Here is a 17,486-nt window from a genome sequence, read left to right as displayed (position 1 = left end):
TGCCAGGCTTTGAATGATCCGGCTCCTCAAAACGGGGCTACTGAGACGCCAAGCGGCTGACGGAGCGCATTCGGCACAACCTCGATATCCGCTTTCTGCGTGTTTCAGCAGCATTTTAGCCGACACGCGTGAGGTGCGCCGGTCGGATATGCTTTCCCGCTCTCTACATTACAGCTCAAGCGGCGCCCTCTCTCAAGCTTAGGCGGCGCGGCTTGCGAGTATTTGGGCCTGCTCAAGGTCACCAGATCGAGTAGCGTTAGGCCGTGTGCCCATAAAGCCAGTGTCGTGACGCGAAGCCAATGTCCGCTTTGCCCCTGTAGCGGCCGGAGTTGTGCGGCAGCGCAAAATGTCGCGATGGGCCATTAACCCCTGAAGAGTGAGCAGCCTAACGGAGTTTCTGCCAGCGTCATAGAGAGAGAGTATTGGGCTGTTCGCCTTACTTCCACAACCATGTACGCCTGTTTCAGGCTGTAGAAGATTTCGCCATTCAGCAGCTCGGACTGATGTCCGGATCGGGTCATTTTGGACGGTTTCGGTAGTGATTGTCGGCAGGTTGATGTCCGCTCCTGTCCGCGAGCGCCGTCAGGACTGAACTGGGCCAAGAGTTGCTTTCGGCCAGGCCACCGTGACTCAAACTCTCAAACTGGGGGCTCGGATCATGCGCTACGAACTCGCGGACTATGAATGGACCGCCATCAAGCCGATGCTGCCAAACAAGCCGCGTGGCGTTCCCAGGGTAAACGACCGACGTGTCCTCAATGGAATTTTCTGGGTCTTGCGATCCGAAGAGCCCTGGCGTGATCTGCCCGGGGCGTTTGGCCCTTACACCACTTGTTACAACCGCTTCGTTAGGTGGCGGCGGGCTGGTGTCTGGGGCCGCAACATAGACGTGCTTGCCGCTGCCCACGATGCCGCTGTCCAGATGATCGACACCTCCATTGTCCGCGTGCATCAGCATGGATCCGGCATCAAAAGGAACTAGCGCCAATCGAAGGGGAGGTCCCGCGGCGGCTTGACGACCAAAATCCATGCGGTGGTCGATAGCAATGTCTGCCGGTACGGCTGGCGCTGAGCCCCGGTGAGGCCCATGACGTTCGACTTGCCGGAAAACTGCTGTCTCGTAGTACGCATCCGGCGGCCGCCGCCTTGTCTGGCACGCTGTAATTCGCCAAGCGTGTGACCTTAAGTCTAGCCTTGAGGTTATCAGGCGATGCGGGTCGAGGTTTTGGGCGGGCTGGAGCGTCGTCGGCGCTGGTCGCAGGATGACAAGGCACGGATTGTCGAGGAGACATTGGCGCCGGGCGCAAAGGTGACTGCGGTTGCGCGTCGCAACGGAGTAGCGGCCAGCCTGGTGTTTACCTGGCGTCGACAAGCGCGGACATCCGAGCAGGTCTTACCATCTTTTGCGCCGGTGCAGATCGCCGCCACGGAAGCGGGGGAAGCTCCGAAGCTTTTACCTGCGAGTGATAGCCGAGCGCGGTCTGTAGTGGCTGCGCGTATTGGATTGATCGAGATCGACCTTGGCAACCGGCGACGCATCCGAGTGGACGCGCACGTCGATCCAGAAGCGCTGGCGCGGGTCCTCGAGGTGCTTGAGCGCCGATGATTGCCATTCCGGGTAATGTGCGGGTGTGGCTTGCAACCGGTCACACCGATATGCGCCGCGGCTTCCCGAGCCTCGCGCGTCTGGTCCAGGAGCATTTGAAACGTGATCCGCATGCCGGTGATCTCTACGTTTTTAGGGGCCGCCGCGGCGACCTAGTCAAGATCATCTGGCATGATGGCCAAGGCGCGTGTTTGTTCACGAAGCGGCTGGAGCGCGGCCGTTTTTTTTGGCCATCACTGGCGGACGGCGTTGTGACAATCAGCGTTGCGCAGCTCTCCTATCTGCTGTCCGGCATCGACTGGCGGATGCCACAGGCAACCTGGCGTCCACAGGCTTCCGGTTAAGCTGTGGCTCTTTGACTCACGGCAGGAATCCGGCGGGATTTTTTGCGGGGAATATGGTTGATTCGTCTTCGTGACGACACCCTCCGATCAGCTTCCCACCGACCTTGCCGCAGCACACGCGATGATCCTTGCGCAGCGCGAGCAGCTGACGCTGGCGAAGAGCGAGGTGACCGTTGGCCGGCTGGAGATCGAGCGGCTGAAGCTGATGCTGGCCAAGGCACGGCGTGAACAGTTCGGGCAATCCTCCGAACGCGGCAAGTTGCTGGTCGAACAGCTCGAGCTTGCCATCGAGGATCTTGAAGAGACGCAGGCCGAACAGGAAACCAAGGCCGAGATCGCCGCGCCAGGGGCCGCCAAGGAGAAGCGCGCGCAAGATCCGCGGCCGCCGCGACGTCCGCTGCCGGACAATCTGCCCATCGAGCGCGTCGTCGAACCCGCGCCTTGCGTATGCGGCAAGTGCGGCAGCGAGCGACTGCACAAGCTCGGCGAGGTGATATCGAAGACCCTGGAATGCGAGCCGCGGCGCTGGAAGATTATCGAGCATGTCCGCGAAAAGTTCTCCTGCCGGGATTGCGAAGCGATCACAGAGGCTCCGGCGCCCTCCCATCCGATCCCGCGAGGCTTTGCCGGGCCGAGCCTGCTGGCGATGGTGCTGGTCAACAAGTTTCTGCTGCATCAGCCGTTGAACCGACAGAGCAAGACCTATGCCCGCGAAGGGATCGAGATCGACGTCTCGACCCTGGCGGATCGGGTCGGCGCCTGCGTGGTAGCACTGGATCCCATTATTGAGGCTATCCGGATCCACGTCATGAGCGCGGAACGCATCCATGCCGACGACAGTGTTCTGCAGAAGCACACAGAAAGGATGATCAAAATGATCTGAAAATCTGTGCGCGCAAGCTGTGGCAGCGATGAGGGTAGGCCCCTCGGGATCGACTTTCAGGAGTAGGTCTCAAATCACTTCAAGCGGCTTCGCTTAAGAGGCGCGGTCGTGAGCGTTGAAGCTAACGGTCGGGGGAGACCCGAACGGATACGCGTCCGAGAGACGAATGAAAATGAACCCGCCGATGAACCGTCGTAACGTGGAAATCGTCGTCAAAACCAGAGGTGTGTCGTCCCTCTGGGATGAGCCCGCCGGGAGCCTGATGACCGGGCGGGCGGCGACCGGCGTTGAGGGGGCGTGAATCGGATGCAGGCGCTGCCGCGGAACTGCAGGAACCAGTCGCTCCGATGGAAAGGGAGAAGCACAAGCGGAGAAGACCGCGAGGCGAGATTACCGACGCGGAGCACTGGGACGGACCGATCCGTATTAGCGACGAAGGCTCGTAATGGGGCCGGAGCGAAGGGATCGGATCAGGTGGGCTGGCCATCGTCGCAACTGGCAACAGGAGGACGTCGATGAACCAGCCGAGCAAGCCGTTCAACATCGACAAGAGAGAGGTGTACGAAGCATATCTGCAGGTGCGATCCAATGGTGGCGCAGCCGGTGTCGACGGAGTGACGATTGAGCAGTTCGAGTCCGACTTGAAGGGAAATCTCTACAAGATTTGGAATCGAATGAGTTCAGGCGCTTACTTCCCGCCGCCTGTTCGGGCTGTCTCCATTCCAAAGAAGAGTGGAGGCCAGAGGATCCTCGGGGTGCCCACCGTGGCGGACCGCGTGGCACAGACAGTTGTTAAACAACTGATTGAGCCGGCTCTTGACGCAATCTTTCTGGCGGATTCCTATGGCTACAGACCCGGAAAATCGGCTCTCGATGCCGTAGGCGTCACGCGACAGCGGTGCTGGAAGTATGATTGGTTTCTAGAGTTCGACATCAAAGGATTGTTCGACAATATCGACCACGAGTTGTTGCTACGGGCCGTCCGGAAACATGTGACGTGCGCATGGGCGCTGCTCTACATCGAACGATGGCTGACAGCGCCGATGGTGCAAGAGGATGGAACGATAATCGAGCGAAGCCGCGGCACCCCACAAGGGGGCGTGGTGAGCCCGATCCTCGCCAACCTCTTCATGCACTATGCATTTGATCTCTGGATGGCGCGGACGTTCCCCGATCTCAGGTGGTGTCGGTATGCGGATGACGGGTTGGTACATTATCGGAATGAGATGGAGGCGCAAAGCGTTCGCGAAGCGCTCCAGGCTCGGCTGGCGGAGTGCCATCTGGAATTGCATCCTACGAAGACGAGGATCGTCTACTGCAAGGATGATCGACGCCGAGGTAAAAGCGAGACGGTCATGTTTGACTTTCTCGGTTATTGCTTCCGGCCACGATCGGTCCTGGGGCCGCATTCGCAGAAGATGTTCTGTGGGTTCACCCCGGCGGTCAGCAAACCAGCGCTGAACGCCATGCGGGCGAAGGTCCGAGGCTTGAAACTTCGCAGGCGAGCCGAGGTGACGCTGGACGATATTGCTCGCGAGCTAAACCCGATGGTTAGGGGGTGGATCGCTTATTATGGGCAATACACCCGCTCAGCGCTTTATCCGCTGGCGCGCTACATCAACCAGACGTTAGGTATTTGGTTGAAGCGAAAGTACAAGCGCTTCCATCACCGTTTAGGACGCGCGCGTCTCTTCCTGGAGAAGATCGCGCGTGAGAACCGCAGGCTCTTTGTGCATTGGCAACTCGGCGATGGCGGCAAGCTTGCCTGATGGGAGCCGGGTGAGGCGAGAGTCTCACGCCCGGTTCTGCGAGAGGCTGGAGGTGAAATCCCTCCGGCCTACTCACCCCACGGTGCCGGTACTGGCCAAGCTTAAGACGGTGACCGGTCGGATCTGGACCTATGTTCGCGATGACCGACCGTTTGGCGGCACGGATCCGCCGGCGGCCCTGTTCTACTACTCACGCAACCGGGCTGGAGAGCATCCGCAAAGCCATCTTGCCGGCTATGTGGGCCTGATGCAGGCCGATGCCTTTGATGGATATAACCAGCTCTACAAGGCCCAAAGGAAGCCGGCTTCGATCCTTGAAGCGGCCTGTTGGAGCCACGGCCGCAGAAAGTTCTTCGAGCTGGCGAAATCTGGAGAGGCGCCGATTGCCAGCGAGGCCGTGCGACGCATTGATATCCTGTTCGAGATCGAGCGCACCATCAACGGCAAAACGCCGGAACAGCGGCTTGCGGTACGTCGTGATAAGTCGAGGCCGATCGTCGCCGATCTCGAAATCTGGATGCGCCAGCAGCGAACCATGCTCTCATCAGGCAACGATACTGCCAAGGCGATCAACTACCTGCTCAACCGCTGGGCCGCGTTCACTCGCTTCTTGGACGACGGCCGGGTTTGCCTCTCGAACAACGCTGCCGAACGAACGTTACGCGGTGTGGCTGTCGGGAGACGAAATTGGACCTTCGCCGGTTCAGACCGGCGGCCATCGCGCCGCCGCCGTCTATACCCTCGTAGAAACTTGCAAGATGAACGATGTCGACCCGCAAGCCTGGCTCGCCGACGTGCTGGCCAGGCTTCCAGATCACCCCGTCAACAGAGTCGTCGATCTACTCCCGTGGAATTGGAAGGCGACCCGACAGTCCAACGCGGCTGCCGCCTGAGCGCCACCGCAGACCCGCAGACCGGCGCGCCTGCCCGGGGTGCTGGTCGGATGCGTACGTCTCGTCTGAAATCCGGGGCAATGCTGCTTGCGGACCGTGGCTATGACGCGGACTGGATTAGAGAGCTTGCCATGAAGAAGGGCGCGTGGGACAACGTCCCGCCGAAAAGCAACCGCAGCGATCCGATCTGCTTCAGCCCCTGTCTCTGCCGCGCTTGCAACCGGGTCGAGCGGTTCTTCAACAGGATTCAAACCATGTCGTCGGGTCGCGGCGCGCTATGACAGGCTCGCAGCCAACTACCTTGCCTTCGTTCAACTCGCGTCAATCAACGGACGGCGGACGCAAGCGTTCAGCCAATCAAAGCGAGATCAGTTCGATTCGACTGCATTCATCTGACAAGTGAAGCCAATGGCGAGGTGCGGCGCCGGTCATCGGTTTGATTCGTCGGCTAGGCGCATCCGCAAAGGCCGACAGGGAAGGCATCCTTCGAGTGGAGCGATGGCATGCGTGGGACAAGATCGGGGCGGACTTCGCAATTTGCGTCGCGAAAACCGAATCGGTGACCAAGAACTCATTTCGCGAGTGGCTAGCTCGCCTGGTTCTCGCTGCAAGTACGGAACGATGACGGAACATAGGCGGCTGAGACGAGCTTGTAGCAGCAGCATGCCTTTTCTGCGAGCGAGTTGGGGTCATCGATCTGCAAGACGCCGCGCATCTTGCGAATCAGCCCTTGCTCTTCGAATCGGATCAACGTCTCCGTTACTCCGGCGCGGCGCAGTCCAAGCACTGAGGAAAGGTAATCATGCGTAACTGGCAGCACGCGTGCGTCAATAGCTGCGCTCGCAAGACACAGCCAGCTCGCAAGCCGTTGTTCGCGATGGTGCCGAACTCCGCATAATCCTGTCTGGACGCACTGAAATGTCAGCGCTTGAACATACTCGAACAGATGTTCGCGGACCTCAGGATGCACCTTCATCACGCGACGCAAATCCTCAACCCGAATTCTGTGCGCGCTTCCTGGGAAGATCACCACGGATTGATGCGTCGAAAAATGTCCTCCCCACAAAAACGAAGCGCCGACCACGCCCCGATATCCTATGACTGCCGTTTCAAGCATGCTTCCCGCGGCAACAACTCTCAGCGAGACGAGGCCCGATTCTATAAAGTAGACGTGTTCGACCTGCCGTCTTGGCTCTTGCAGAACCATGCGCTCCTTCAAGACGATCGGCTCTAGGCACTCCCCTAATGCTGCAAGTTGTTGCACAGAAAGGCGCGCCAAGATCCCGTTCTTCACAAAGGGCCGCTTGTTAGCAGGAACCGTAAGAGACCGGTGAAGCACAGGCCGTGTGCCGGGCAGCTGCTTGAGCGCCGCATCTTCGGAGCAGGCAAGCGCTTCGAGGGCGGCGGGCACGCGATCGGTCATGGTCCCTCTCCTAGCAGGCGGCTTTTGCTCGCCTGCGCGCTGACCGTAACGAGAAGTTGATTGCAACTGTACCAACGTCATCATCTTGATGAATGCGATGAGGACCGCATCGACGCTCAAATCCCGCGTTGGGACGGCTGTCTTCGACGAATTTCAGCCAAGCCGAACGGAGGCGGTGTGCACGGCTCGGACTATCGGCGCGAAACGCTCGCTTTATACCTCGTCGCTATCGCGACGATGACGTCGCCCACAAACGCTGTCGGTACGATCGGGGCCTATGTCGGTGTACCCTCGCAGTATTGGCGCGAGCAGGCACTTTGGCTGCAAATCTTGCCAACAAGGGCCGGTGCTGAACACGCGAAGCAATCGGTTAACGAGTCGCCATGTCGCAAAAGGGGCGCGCCCGCTTGCTGGAATAGCGCGAGAAGCCATCCCGTCAAGCCCGCCTCGGCTCAAGAATGTCACGCAGGAGACGCAACATGACTAGCGAAGAACCTTCGAATAGGACTGTTGCAGCCTAGCGGTTCCTTTGACGTTCAGCGGGTCTGCGAGCATCCCTCCTCGATCTCTTTCATCGACAGAGTTCACACATAATCGCGCAATTTCCTAAATAATGCGTCCTCCGCGACAAGGTTTGATTGAGATCGTTGAAAAGCCACGTGACAGCCGACGGTCAAGCCAACGCGGTTGCCGGGGCAAGACGCCTGCATCAGCGTACTCAGTCCTCCGAGGGAAGCTCAATTGGAATAGCAAAGCCTGCCTTTACACGATCCAAGATGACCATCGTCTTGAAGCCCTTGATGTCGCGATTTTCATAGAAGAAGCGCCGCGTGAACTGCTCGTACTCCTCCATAGATGGCGAGGTAATGTACAGGACGAAGTCAGCGTCGCCGGTGACGTAGAAGCCATTCACGACATCGACTGATGATTTGATAGATTTCTTGAATCTGTCGATAATATCGGCACTTTCCCGCTCCAACGTCACAAATGCAAGCACTTGAATAGCTCTTCCGACCGCCTTCGGCGATACAATCGAGACATCCGCTTGGATGATGCCTTCCGAGCGGAGCCTCTTCAGCCGTCGTTGGCACGCGGTAGGAGAAAGCCCGGCCATCTCGCCGATCACATCTGAAGTGAGACGGTTATTCTTTTGCACGATCTCGAGGATGCGGGCATCTATCCGATCGTATTGCATGACCACCTCCAGCCTGAAGCGGATTTCGTCGCGAGACGACGGCTCAACGCCGGAAATCCTCCAGGGTGAAAAAATACGAGGAAACCTTTCGTGACAGTGCCCCAGCTCCGGTTGAGCTTGTCCCGTCGCAATATCCGAGCAATGTCCAGGGACGGCGGCGTCTTTCTTCTGCAGCGAGGAAGCTGAGCAGCCGCGCCGACTGTTCGGATGCGGCCTGGGCTTTCGTTGTCAAGGAGGGTGTGAACCCAAGCGAAGCCGAGGCACAACCAGGCACGCCGCATTGCAAATTTGTGCGGAGACGGCATCTTGATCGGGCTCAGCTGGGGTTTGGCCCGGTGACGAGCGCGAGCCTAAGCGCGCTTTTTGCCTTTGATCGGCAAACCTTCAACTTCTCGGCTTCGCGCTTCAGCTCGGTAATAGCGGAAAGAGACATCCCAAGCGGCGCTCCTACCAACCATTGACACAACGTCACCAAATCAGCGGGTTTGACGCTGGGCAGCTTCTGCTGCTCTGGTGCGGCCGCAGCAAGATTGATGCGGTGCTTGCAGTGCAGGCCGTTCTCTGCAGCCTCGCGCTCGCAGCTCATTCGTACTTGGTCGGTCTTTCGTACTGTGAGTGCCCTGTACTCCCAATCGCCCCAACTGCTCTCAACTCTAAAACGTAGCATCCGTCCTCCCGTTCGCTTCGCCGCAGGCATTTTTTTGGATTTGTCCGCTGGATGACGCGCATCTTGCGGATCTTGTTCCTTGAATCGGATTAGCGCCTCCGTTAGCGCAATGTGGCTCCTTCGCAAGAAAAAAGATGGCCTCGACTACTGGCGGGACACGAACCTCGACAGCATCACGCGCGCCACTGAATTGTTCTGACTAGGGCGAGATCGCACGGTGTGCACGCATAGGACTGCTCTCGCATGCCGTATTGGCCGCTTAAATATCACCCGAATGATCGTCCTTACTGCGTCTCCATACATTGAGGTGAACTTCGCGACCCGAAATGTTCTTTCGGAACCAATTTCGTCGGCGATGTTCGCCGCCGTGCAGACGGTTCGCTTCGGCTATCGGAACCGACACAAACGAATAGAACGAAACGACCAGTACTACAGGTCATCACCGTGATGACCTGTGGGCCAGCTGCTGCCGCTACTGTGCAACCCAGATCGCCGAGCGGCTGGCGCGCCGGCGGCCCCTTACGCGATGCAACCGTGCGCGGCGGAGGCTGAAGCTTGCTCGTAGCCCATTTTTGCTGGAGTCGCGAAGAGATGATCCCAGCAGCTCCACTTCTGAGCGACCATGTTGCTACCGACGCACAAGTGCGTACGTAGCGGACAAATGCATGTACATCCAGCATCGACTTGACCGTCGCAAGCGTACGCTTCGTACCGAGTCGTCAACGGCGCATGTCCATACGACTTGGCCAATGAGCTACAATTTCGATCGTTTGGCGCGTGCTCGGACCGAATCGCATTATTTGCGCCTTTTGGTAGAGCACGTTAAGGCGGCGACCTCGACGGGTTAGAGCTGTTGCAAAAGCTCGTTGTCCTAATGTGTCTGGTCAGCATGTTGATGGCAAAATACCAGGCGATCCGCATCCGTCGGCGGCGTCCTCGGCGCGATCTTGCCAAGCTCGCCAAGTCGTGTTTGGCCTTGTCGGCGCGAGTTCACGAACAGCCAGGAAGCTCCTGAACGGCCGCATTGTTGGCGTTGAGGAGGGGCGCTGCCGACGTATTGCCTGTTGCGGTCCACAGGTTCTAAGCGACTGCCGTGTTGGTGTTAAGAAAACTGTTGGGGGCTGGCTCGATCTGACGAAGGGAAGCTGTGCTCGCCTTGGCGCGCCCGGAACACGGGCTCGCCGTGCATGACGTATTTCGTTTGCCGGCAGGTAAACGGTCTTAGTTGCGGAAGCCATATAGGGCAGCCGGTGTCTCGCAGAGGATCCGTCGCCTCGCGTCCACGTCTGGGACGAGCTGCTCAAGCCACTCCAAGGTCTGTGCATAGGGAGGCGCATAGGCGTGGGCGGCCATCATGTGGGGCCACTCCGACCCCCAGAGCAGCTGTTCCGGCGTTAGCTCCAGCAGTTTACCCGCCGCTGCCTTAGCCCAGTCATCTGGAACGCGTCCGATCCCCGACAGCTTTACCCACACCTCAGCGCCTGCAGCGAAAGCAAGGAGCCGCTCCAAGCGCGGATCCCAGCTAGGATCGCGGGCGCTGTCCGCAAGTCCGAAGCCTCGGAACACCAGGCGATGGCCGTCGGCTAGAAGCAGCTCTGCCAGCCGCTCTCGTCCGTCGACCCCACCAGACAGCTCCAAGTGGAAGCCCAATTGAAGGGCTGCCTCGAGAGACTCGGCCAACCGATCATGATCGTCAAGGTTTACCGCCAAACCTGCCGCACCTGATCGGCTCCACTGCTCCAAGACCCCGGGCGCCACGGGTTGCACGAGAGGTGGAATTAGCCGCACCGGCATTTGAGCTTGGCTAGCCTGCGCGAAGAGCTCCGTCGGGTCGCCGTGGAGGAAGGCGGGGTGGACCAGTACGAGCCCTGTGATCGCGGAGCCGCGCACAGCGCTCTCCAGTCGGTCCAGCGAGCCATCAATGACGGGCGCCGCGCGCCGGGCCTCCTGTCGGAAGGCGTGAACCTCGCAATCGATCCTCATGACGCACTCCTGCCGTAGACCACAACTGGCAGAGCGCTAGCTAAGCCGTCGTACACTTGAAAATGCTGATCATCGACGGCTGCCTGGCGGCCGTTGGCATCGCGAGCATCCGCCCGAGCGCGGTGCGGAGGAGCCGCGCGTGGAGATCGTAGCACTGGCTCTGCACGATCTCGCCGATCGGGCTGCATTCCAGGATGGAATGCTCGCGCGCCATTGCCGTACGGGCTCGCTGCAGATGCTCATGGCGTTTTTGCCCGGGATGCGCATCCTTGGTGGTTTCTCCTTAGCTTGAACCAACAGTAGAGACAATGCAGAGCTCAAGCGGTTTGTCCGTTTCGGACGAACGTGACGCGCAAGTTCTGTGCGTCAGGTACCGTTTTTCGTAAGCGTTTGGAACCTAAAGAGGTCGAGAGCGCGCCAATGAGGCAACAAGATTCCTCCGCGCTCACGAACTGGAGGCTGACCGGACGCACCCGGCGCTAAACTTTCCGAAGCTGGAGTGTCTCGACACGCACATTGATAGGGTAATGACCGCGATGTGAGGATTTAGGGTACCATCAAGCCATTGCGAATCCATTATGTCGCTCCGGCGGCGTACGCCGATCGCGATCCAAGCTCAGAAATTCGTTACAAAACGCCCGAGCGTTCTAGATGCTTTGTTGCGCGCGAAAGCGTTCCGCTTCACAGCTCGGCAGAGCTCATGACTCTGTGACTGCGCCACGATCGGAGCGCTTTAGCCACGCCGTGCCGATAGGGGGCGCGGGCCATAAAATTGGTTCTCGTGTGCGGAGGGCTATCTCGCCTTGCGATGTGGACGCTTCGGCTTGCGACCTTTCGGCAAGGTCTGCGGAGGTGTCGCACCTCTGGTCGGCTGAACAAAGAACTCGGATACATGAACCTCCAACGTTTCAGCGATACGCTCGAGAAGATCAATCGTCGGGTTCTTCTTCTGCTGTTCAATGCCGCCCATATAGGAGCGGTCAATCGCGGCATCGTAAGCCAATTGCTCCTGCGAAATACCAAGACTCACGCGGATCCGGAGCACGTTCCAAGCCACAAGCGCACGAGCTTTCATGCGCCAAAGCAGCCATTCGATGGACCATCAAACCACTGGCTATAACCGTACTATTACGGTAAGTTAGATCAGAATGCAGATGAGCTGTCAGTGGGCGAAAGCTTCAATGAAGAAGCCAACTGGATCCGGATGTCGCCGATATCACGCCAAATGAGCGGGTGCTGGCGACCTATGACGAGCAGCATCTGGTGGCGTGTTGGCAAACTTTTTGATCCAGAAGGTGCGGCTGACGAAGGTGCCGGCTGACTGAGGCATGAACCGGCTGCATATCAGATCCAGATTGTGCGGCAGTAGCAGCTTGACGCGTGCAAAATGGATTGCCCACCAAGGTTACCTCAGTTGCTTGCCTGCGGCGCGACCAATCGCAAAAATGGCGCGTGGAGTTTGGAATTAAGAACGGCATTCTGGGTCGGCTAGGCCGCGCTGCGATATCGATCAGCGAGCGCGGATTTGGCCGCCAAACCAGAAGTCTCGACCCCTTAGCGGGCAAGAAGCAAGCAGGCACTCGCGAGGATTATCCCGCAGATCGCGACAAATCGCCGGTACCAAGATGCCACGAATACGGCTACGAACGCGTTGATTGAGAGAAAAGTTTTCAGTTTGGAAGGAGTTCCAAGTAGTGCCGGCCGGTCCGAAGATCGCAGATTTGGCGCCCAGCGCGTCCGAGCTCACGCCGTATGACGAGCAGCACGCCGTCACCTATATGCGTCTGCTCGATGCCGAATCCGATAATGCGGATTGGCGCGACGTCGCGCGCATTGTGCTTGGCATCGATCCGACACTTGAGCCAGATCGCGCGCGCCGCGCTTTCGACAGCCATCTGGCTCGCGCCAAGTGGGCGGCACACCAAGGCTATCGTGATCTCCTTCGCCGCGGTTGGCCGAGAGAAGAGTGACGGTATTCTTGAATGGACCTAAGCGCTCTCCCATCGCATATGTAGATTGTTTCATCGACTAAGTGCATAAGCATTGAGTAACTGCATCAGCGCAACCAGAAATCGTCACAATTATCAGGCTGCGTTACCTTGCGTGTGCATTCAAGAACATGCGGGGAAAACAGTACAATGCCAAGTGCCGACTGGAGATCAGAGAGCGCATACGATGGGACCAGGAAAGCAGAAACTGCAGACATAGCCTGGGAGTGGCTGCGCCGCGATCGCGAGTATCAACAAGACTTCAGCAGCGCCACCCCGACGTCGGATCATTTCCGGCGGAAGTGGGGGCTGACGTTTTGCAGCTGATCCGCAAAAGGGGTTCGACAAGCAAGCTATTTTCTGGGCACCTGAGGCGCTGTCGACCGTGTTACCCGTCCGCGCGGCGATCTGCTCGGCGGCGAACAAAGGGTACGAGCTGGAGTTCAGCAACCTGGTGGGCAGCGAACTTCGTCATTCGCAAGATGGATGGCATGCCATCCTGCCACTCGGAGGAGCGAAGCATCGCCTTTGGCTAAGAGAGCTTCCAGCAAGCGGCTCATTGGTTGCCGTGGACCTGCCGCTCGACCGCGATTTCGACATTCGTCTGCAGGCAGCACGCCGATTTTGGCTGGCGCTAGAACAGCGCGCCATTGGACCGCCTCCTCTTTCTCTATCGATCCAAGCCCGCCATCGGCTCATCCTTGCCATGCGAGCAGTCGACGGGCGCCTCGAAGGAAACAGCTATCGCAAGATCGCGCAAGCTCTGTTTGGCATGCATCGCATTCCGGATCGAGGCTGGAAAACACACGATCTGCGCAGCCGGACCATTCGCCTGGTGCAGACCGGGCTGCGTCTCATGCGAGGCGGCTATCGCGCATTGCTCCATCGCAAGAGCAACAAGAACGACGCTTCCTAAGCTCTCCGCCGATCATCGTTGCTGAAGTCCGACCATATGGATGCGGGACCAGCATCGAATCGCCGCGACGGTCAGTCGGTCTCCAGACGGGCCAATTCGGAACCGAGCCCAGGAAACCTGAGGGATCACGTTTGCGCCCCTACGAACAACGGCCCGCAGAATAGGGTGTCGGCGCGCGCCCCGCAGGCGTCAAGCTCTTCTTCGGTGGCCGGCCCGAGCACGTTCGATCAGAGATCCGCCTAATCCCATCCGCTCTAGCAAGCTGAGCTATGGTATCTGCAATCGGGCCTATTGGTTGGGGTCTGGCGTAGCCTGATCCGATGTCAGGCGGCTTCCGGAATTGCGGCCTTCTTGCAGAGCCGAGCTACCCATCGGCAAAAAGCACGAGCGACTTCGGGATTGTCACTGCGATCGACCGCATAGGCTCGATACTGCATGCCACTGGGCGTGCGCGATCCTGGTATCACCTGCAGAACGCCCCCGCGCACCAGATCGCTGACAACGATTTCAGGCGCGACCAGAAGACATTTACCGGTCATGACCGCCGGCAAGGCGAGGTAATTGTGATCATATCGCGCGCCCACCTTGATGTCTCTTGCGGCCAAGTTCATCGCCCTCGACCATGTAGGCAGGATGTCGGGGCGAGATGTGATGTTCAGAATTGGCATTGAGCGAACAACCGAGAGCGCTTTTCCCGCCACGTGAGTTGGAGAGCCAACGCATACGAGTTCTTCATTGTAGATTTCCCAATTGTCTGCCGGCTCGAGGACAGAGAGGTCACGTGTAATCAAGATGTCGAAATCATCGGAAGATGTCGGCGGAGATAGCGAGCTAATGACATCCACAATAACGCCGCCTGTTTCAGCAGAGAACGCTTGGAGATTGGGAATCAGAAGGGAGAAGGCGAAGGTGGAAAGCGACGTACGGACCACAATTCGATTGGCATCCGGTTGGCTCCGGCGCCGCATTCTCTTGGCGGTGAAGCACACCGTGTCGAGCGGTTCGGCAACAGTGTTCGCAAAAAGCCTTCCGAATTCTGTCAATTGGCTGCGCCGGCCTCGCCGTTCCACGAGGTCTGTACCAAAGTATCCCTGCAACACAGCAAGATAGCGGCTGACTGAGCTCTGTGTTGTCCCGAGCGCCGTAGCCGCGCGCGTGACGCTTCCTTCCCGGGCGATGGTCACAAACGCCCGGATCGCATTGAGGGGGACTTCATCGTGTTCGGCAGCCATCTTCCCCTCGGTTAGGATTTTGGAATGTCCGTTCGTTGCCAGGGCATGCCGTCGTCAATGTGCATCACATTACTCGATGCGCATAGCCGGATTACCACCTGTCATTAGGATCTCGCGCGAAAAATCGGATTTCGGTACGATTCGTACGGTCCGGCTCGCGACTTCGATTGCTGTCGGCAGTATCTTCAAGCGCGCGAATGTAGTCGGGCGTGACCGATGTTCTCGCAGTCGACAGCGTGAGACTTTCGAGCGAACAAGGCGGCTCTTCAAATCGTTCCAAATAGCAAGATGGCGCGGGCATCGGGAGCGCGGGCGTCGTGGCTTCTCAGGATTTAGCTGGTTACGAGGGCAATAAAGGCCATAAAGTGCCTCTCCTGCGAGGCGTGTTATCTCTTCTTGCGAGGTGAACGCACCATCTTACGACCTTTAGGCAAGGTCTTTGGCGTCGTTGCGCCTTTGGCAGGCTGAACAAATAGCTCGGACAAATGAACACCTAGCGTCTCGGCGATACGGTCGAGAAGATCAATTGTCGGATTCGCTTCTTGCCGCTCAAGACCACTCATATACGAACGATCTATTCCCGCGTCATAAGCCAATTGCTCCTGCGGAATACCGCGATCGACGCGTATCCGGCGTATATTCCAGGCTACGAGTGCGCGAGCTTTCATTTGCGCAGGCAGCCATTTGGATGGCAATCAAACCACTGGCTATAGCCGAACTATTCCATCAGCAAACCAGAGGCCTTCAATCGAATTATGTGATGTCTGTCACCGAACGTTTGTTCCCCCACGCTACTGGCTCGGCCGCACAAGTTGCGGCCAAAAAGGAGAGGGGCAATGACATTCGAAAGTATGAGCTTTGGATTACAGCGTACGATCAAGCAGGTCGTGCTGACTTTTGCTGCGGGGGCAATTGCGTGCGGTGGAGCACAAGCAGCCGACCTTCCTGTCAAGGCCAAAGCGGTCGAATATGTTAAGGTATGCTCGCTGTACGGTGCCGGTTTCTATTACGTTCCGGGCACTGACACTTGCATCAAGTTGGGCGGTTACCTGCGGGCTGAAGCGGCATTCTGGACGAACAGCGTCTACAATACGTCTGTTAGCGGGGCGGGCGGGGCGCAGAACCGCCTCAGCAACTACTATAGCGCGCGCTCTCGCGAAGACCTCACTATCGATACGCGTACAGCGAGCGAATACGGCGTGGTCCGCACGTTCTTCGAGACGACGTTCAGCTGGACCAGCGGTTCTACGGCTGCCCTAGGAGCGGGAGCTACATCGTATTCGGGTGACGGCCTCGGGCTAGGCACGGTCGGTGTCTACCTTGCCTTCATCCAGTTCGCTGGCTTTACGATGGGCAAAGCGATCTCCCAGTTCAGCACTCCGTGGACCAACTATCCGGCCAACAATTTCAGCGGTCTTCCGGGCGGCGGAGGCAATTCGACGGGCGTCAATCAGTTGAGCTATACTGCCGACTTCGGTCAGGGCATCACCGCGACAATCTCGGCGCAGGATCCGACGGCCTATTATCAGACGAACATCTGGAATACGAGCAATGCCACGGCGGCCGGCATTGTGACGGGTGCTTACGGTTCGCAGAGCTTCGGTGGTACCCGTGCTCCAGACGTCATCGCCAGGATGCGCGTTGACCAGCCTTGGGGTCTTTTCCAGGCATCGTTCGCCGCGCACAATAACCATGCAGCTTACTATGGTGGGACCGAAACGAGCGGACATGCAAGCGACAAGTGGGGATGGGCCGGTCAGTTGGCGCTGTCGATTAATAACATCCCGACTGGTGCTGGCGATTCAATCAACTTGCAGGGCGTGTATACCGACGGCGCAAGCATGTTCAATATCCAAGAAAATTTGTCGACCGCATGGGCAATATACGGAGGCAGCAGCCGAACGGGCACGTACCAAACTATCGGGATTGCTGGCGTCTCTGACGCTGTCTACTCCGGTGCGAGTGCAGCAACCGGCACAGGACTGGAGCTGACCAAAACTTACGGCTTCAATGGAGGTTACACCCACAACTGGAATCCCTATTGGAATACGGCCATCTACGGCGGGTGGGGCGCTGTTCGCTACACCGGCGCGGCTAAAGCTCGGATCTGTGGCAGCGCTGGCATGGTTGCGCTCGAGCTAACGGGTGTTTGCAATCCTGACTTCAACATCGCAGCCGTTGGCACGATCACTCGCTGGACCCCGGTCAACAACCTCACGTTCTCGGCCGATTTTGCCGCCACGTTTCTTGATCAGAAATACTCTGGCACGATTACGGCGCCGACGGTTGCCTCGGTTGCGAAGCCGGCTGCGGCATATGAACTCAAGAGCCAGAGTAGGCTAAGTTTGCTCCTGCGCGTTCAGCGCAACTGGTGAATTTTCGGGCCAAGGTCCACAATCATGGATGTCCCCGGCAAAACCAGGAAAGCCGGGGCCACTCCGTTAAGGCCGACCGCAAATTGCGACAGAGCTTTCCAACGATCCAGATTGTCAGGATCGAAGCGGGCAACAGCCTGGATTCGAAATGGGCATTAATTGACTTGCTGGTTAACGGTCGAAATCCCACCCGACGCTAGGCGGATTTTAAA

At 58.3% G+C, this 17,486-nt stretch carries 17 protein-coding genes and 3 pseudogenes; 13 read left to right on the top strand and 7 right to left on the bottom strand.

Annotated features, from left to right (window positions below; genetic code table 11):
- Positions 1-658 precede the first annotated feature (658 nt).
- The 8 genes and pseudogenes from RX327_RS31595 to RX327_RS31560 all read left to right on the top strand — a co-directional run.
- A pseudogene (locus tag RX327_RS31595) lies at positions 659-1,119 on the top strand (IS5 family transposase); the annotation flags it as partial.
- 91 nt (positions 1,120-1,210) lie between these two features.
- The gene (tnpA, locus tag RX327_RS31590; protein ID WP_317248154.1) at positions 1,211-1,606 is read left to right on the top strand and encodes an IS66-like element accessory protein TnpA; all 396 of its coding nucleotides are present in this window, start codon (positions 1,211-1,213) and stop codon (positions 1,604-1,606) included.
- Positions 1,603-1,950 (top strand): IS66 family insertion sequence element accessory protein TnpB, encoded by a 348-nt coding sequence (tnpB, locus tag RX327_RS31585; RefSeq protein WP_317248153.1) that lies wholly within the window; start codon positions 1,603-1,605, stop codon positions 1,948-1,950. Before tnpA ends, tnpB begins: the two co-directional genes overlap by 4 nt.
- A gap of 205 nt (positions 1,951-2,155) precedes the next feature.
- A complete protein-coding gene (locus RX327_RS31580) occupies positions 2,156-2,833 on the top strand; it encodes an IS66 family transposase (protein ID WP_317248152.1) in 678 nt (225 codons plus the stop codon).
- 166 nt (positions 2,834-2,999) lie between these two features.
- The gene (locus RX327_RS31575) at positions 3,000-3,134 is read left to right on the top strand and encodes a hypothetical protein (RefSeq protein ID WP_256436599.1); all 135 of its coding nucleotides are present in this window, start codon (positions 3,000-3,002) and stop codon (positions 3,132-3,134) included.
- 214 nt (positions 3,135-3,348) lie between these two features.
- Positions 3,349-4,602 (top strand): group II intron reverse transcriptase/maturase, encoded by a 1,254-nt coding sequence (gene ltrA / locus RX327_RS31570; RefSeq protein WP_317248151.1) that lies wholly within the window; start codon positions 3,349-3,351, stop codon positions 4,600-4,602.
- A 19-nt stretch (positions 4,603-4,621) separates the two neighbouring features.
- Positions 4,622-5,495, top strand: a pseudogene (tnpC, locus tag RX327_RS31565) (IS66 family transposase); the annotation flags it as partial.
- A 56-nt stretch (positions 5,496-5,551) separates the two neighbouring features.
- Positions 5,552-5,891: pseudogene (locus RX327_RS31560) on the top strand (hypothetical protein); the annotation flags it as partial.
- A 190-nt stretch (positions 5,892-6,081) separates the two neighbouring features.
- Here the strand turns inward: RX327_RS31560 and RX327_RS31555 are convergent.
- The 4 genes from RX327_RS31555 to RX327_RS31540 all read right to left on the bottom strand — a co-directional run bounded on the left by RX327_RS31555 (position 6,082) and on the right by RX327_RS31540 (position 10,763).
- Positions 6,082-6,918, bottom strand: coding sequence for a Crp/Fnr family transcriptional regulator (locus tag RX327_RS31555; protein WP_317248150.1), 837 nt, complete (start codon positions 6,916-6,918; stop codon positions 6,082-6,084).
- Between the two features lie 718 nt (positions 6,919-7,636).
- Complete coding sequence (locus tag RX327_RS31550) at positions 7,637-8,113, bottom strand: Lrp/AsnC family transcriptional regulator (RefSeq protein ID WP_317248149.1); 477 nt, start codon at positions 8,111-8,113, stop codon at positions 7,637-7,639.
- Between the two features lie 316 nt (positions 8,114-8,429).
- Positions 8,430-8,699 (bottom strand): hypothetical protein, encoded by a 270-nt coding sequence (locus tag RX327_RS31545; protein ID WP_317248148.1) that lies wholly within the window; start codon positions 8,697-8,699, stop codon positions 8,430-8,432.
- Between the two features lie 1,302 nt (positions 8,700-10,001).
- Positions 10,002-10,763, bottom strand: a complete 762-nt coding sequence (locus tag RX327_RS31540; RefSeq protein ID WP_317248147.1) for an amidohydrolase family protein — start codon at positions 10,761-10,763, stop codon at positions 10,002-10,004.
- Between the two features lie 139 nt (positions 10,764-10,902).
- Between RX327_RS31540 and RX327_RS31535 the strand changes: the two genes are divergently transcribed.
- Positions 10,903-11,055 carry a hypothetical protein gene (locus RX327_RS31535; protein WP_317248146.1) on the top strand — a complete coding sequence of 51 codons (153 nt, stop codon included), beginning with the start codon at positions 10,903-10,905 and terminating at the stop codon, positions 11,053-11,055.
- A 501-nt stretch (positions 11,056-11,556) separates the two neighbouring features.
- Here the strand turns inward: RX327_RS31535 and RX327_RS31530 are convergent.
- Positions 11,557-11,838 (bottom strand): helix-turn-helix transcriptional regulator, encoded by a 282-nt coding sequence (locus RX327_RS31530; RefSeq protein ID WP_317248145.1) that lies wholly within the window; start codon positions 11,836-11,838, stop codon positions 11,557-11,559.
- Between the two features lie 580 nt (positions 11,839-12,418).
- On the opposite strand from RX327_RS31530, the gene RX327_RS31525 reads away from it, so the two are divergent.
- The 3 genes from RX327_RS31525 (at position 12,419) to RX327_RS31520 (ending at position 13,667) form a co-directional block, all read left to right on the top strand.
- Positions 12,419-12,733 carry a DNA -binding domain-containing protein gene (locus RX327_RS31525; protein ID WP_317248144.1) on the top strand — a complete coding sequence of 105 codons (315 nt, stop codon included), beginning with the start codon at positions 12,419-12,421 and terminating at the stop codon, positions 12,731-12,733.
- Positions 12,734-12,901: 168 nt separating this feature from the next.
- Positions 12,902-13,078 carry a transcriptional regulator domain-containing protein gene (locus tag RX327_RS39350; RefSeq protein WP_410712098.1) on the top strand — a complete coding sequence of 59 codons (177 nt, stop codon included), beginning with the start codon at positions 12,902-12,904 and terminating at the stop codon, positions 13,076-13,078.
- 58 nt (positions 13,079-13,136) lie between these two features.
- Positions 13,137-13,667: a DUF2285 domain-containing protein gene (locus tag RX327_RS31520; RefSeq protein WP_317248143.1), complete on the top strand. Its 531-nt coding sequence runs from the start codon at positions 13,137-13,139 to the stop codon at positions 13,665-13,667.
- 323 nt (positions 13,668-13,990) lie between these two features.
- On the opposite strand, the gene RX327_RS31515 is transcribed toward RX327_RS31520, so the two are convergent.
- Entirely contained in the window at positions 13,991-14,899 is a 909-nt protein-coding gene (locus RX327_RS31515; RefSeq protein WP_317248142.1) for a LysR family transcriptional regulator, read from the bottom strand.
- 386 nt (positions 14,900-15,285) lie between these two features.
- Complete coding sequence (locus RX327_RS31510; protein ID WP_317248141.1) at positions 15,286-15,567, bottom strand: helix-turn-helix transcriptional regulator; 282 nt, start codon at positions 15,565-15,567, stop codon at positions 15,286-15,288.
- A gap of 168 nt (positions 15,568-15,735) precedes the next feature.
- Here RX327_RS31510 and RX327_RS31505 point away from each other — a divergent pair, with 168 nt between their 5' ends.
- The gene (locus tag RX327_RS31505) at positions 15,736-17,274 is read left to right on the top strand and encodes a porin (RefSeq protein WP_317248140.1); all 1,539 of its coding nucleotides are present in this window, start codon (positions 15,736-15,738) and stop codon (positions 17,272-17,274) included.
- Positions 17,275-17,486 lie beyond the last annotated feature (212 nt).

Source organism: Bradyrhizobium sp. BEA-2-5, from assembly GCF_032918025.1.
In the GTDB taxonomy this organism is placed as follows: Bacteria; Pseudomonadota; Alphaproteobacteria; order Rhizobiales; family Xanthobacteraceae; genus Bradyrhizobium; species Bradyrhizobium pachyrhizi.
Note: the sequence above shows the minus strand (reverse complement) of the source record. Positions and strands in the feature narration are given on the sequence as shown.

What these genes read in the sequence shown, in the direction of transcription:
- tnpA (WP_317248154.1), top strand. Translation starts at nt 1,211, where the DNA reads ATGCGGGTCGAGGTTTTGGGCGGGCTGGAGCGTCGTCGGCGCTGGTCG.
- tnpB (WP_317248153.1), top strand. Translation starts at nt 1,603, where the DNA reads ATGATTGCCATTCCGGGTAATGTGCGGGTGTGGCTTGCAACCGGTCAC.
- RX327_RS31580 (WP_317248152.1), top strand. Translation starts at nt 2,156, where the DNA reads ATGCTGGCCAAGGCACGGCGTGAACAGTTCGGGCAATCCTCCGAACGC.
- RX327_RS31575 (WP_256436599.1), top strand. Translation starts at nt 3,000, where the DNA reads ATGAAAATGAACCCGCCGATGAACCGTCGTAACGTGGAAATCGTCGTC.
- ltrA (WP_317248151.1), top strand. Translation starts at nt 3,349, where the DNA reads ATGAACCAGCCGAGCAAGCCGTTCAACATCGACAAGAGAGAGGTGTAC.
- RX327_RS31555 (WP_317248150.1), bottom strand. Translation starts at nt 6,918, where the DNA reads ATGACCGATCGCGTGCCCGCCGCCCTCGAAGCGCTTGCCTGCTCCGAA.
- RX327_RS31550 (WP_317248149.1), bottom strand. Translation starts at nt 8,113, where the DNA reads ATGCAATACGATCGGATAGATGCCCGCATCCTCGAGATCGTGCAAAAG.
- RX327_RS31545 (WP_317248148.1), bottom strand. Translation starts at nt 8,699, where the DNA reads ATGAGCTGCGAGCGCGAGGCTGCAGAGAACGGCCTGCACTGCAAGCAC.
- RX327_RS31540 (WP_317248147.1), bottom strand. Translation starts at nt 10,763, where the DNA reads ATGAGGATCGATTGCGAGGTTCACGCCTTCCGACAGGAGGCCCGGCGC.
- RX327_RS31530 (WP_317248145.1), bottom strand. Translation starts at nt 11,838, where the DNA reads ATGAAAGCTCGTGCGCTTGTGGCTTGGAACGTGCTCCGGATCCGCGTG.
- RX327_RS39350 (WP_410712098.1), top strand. Translation starts at nt 12,902, where the DNA reads ATGCCAAGTGCCGACTGGAGATCAGAGAGCGCATACGATGGGACCAGG.
- RX327_RS31515 (WP_317248142.1), bottom strand. Translation starts at nt 14,899, where the DNA reads ATGGCTGCCGAACACGATGAAGTCCCCCTCAATGCGATCCGGGCGTTT.
- RX327_RS31510 (WP_317248141.1), bottom strand. Translation starts at nt 15,567, where the DNA reads ATGAAAGCTCGCGCACTCGTAGCCTGGAATATACGCCGGATACGCGTC.
- RX327_RS31505 (WP_317248140.1), top strand. Translation starts at nt 15,736, where the DNA reads ATGACATTCGAAAGTATGAGCTTTGGATTACAGCGTACGATCAAGCAG.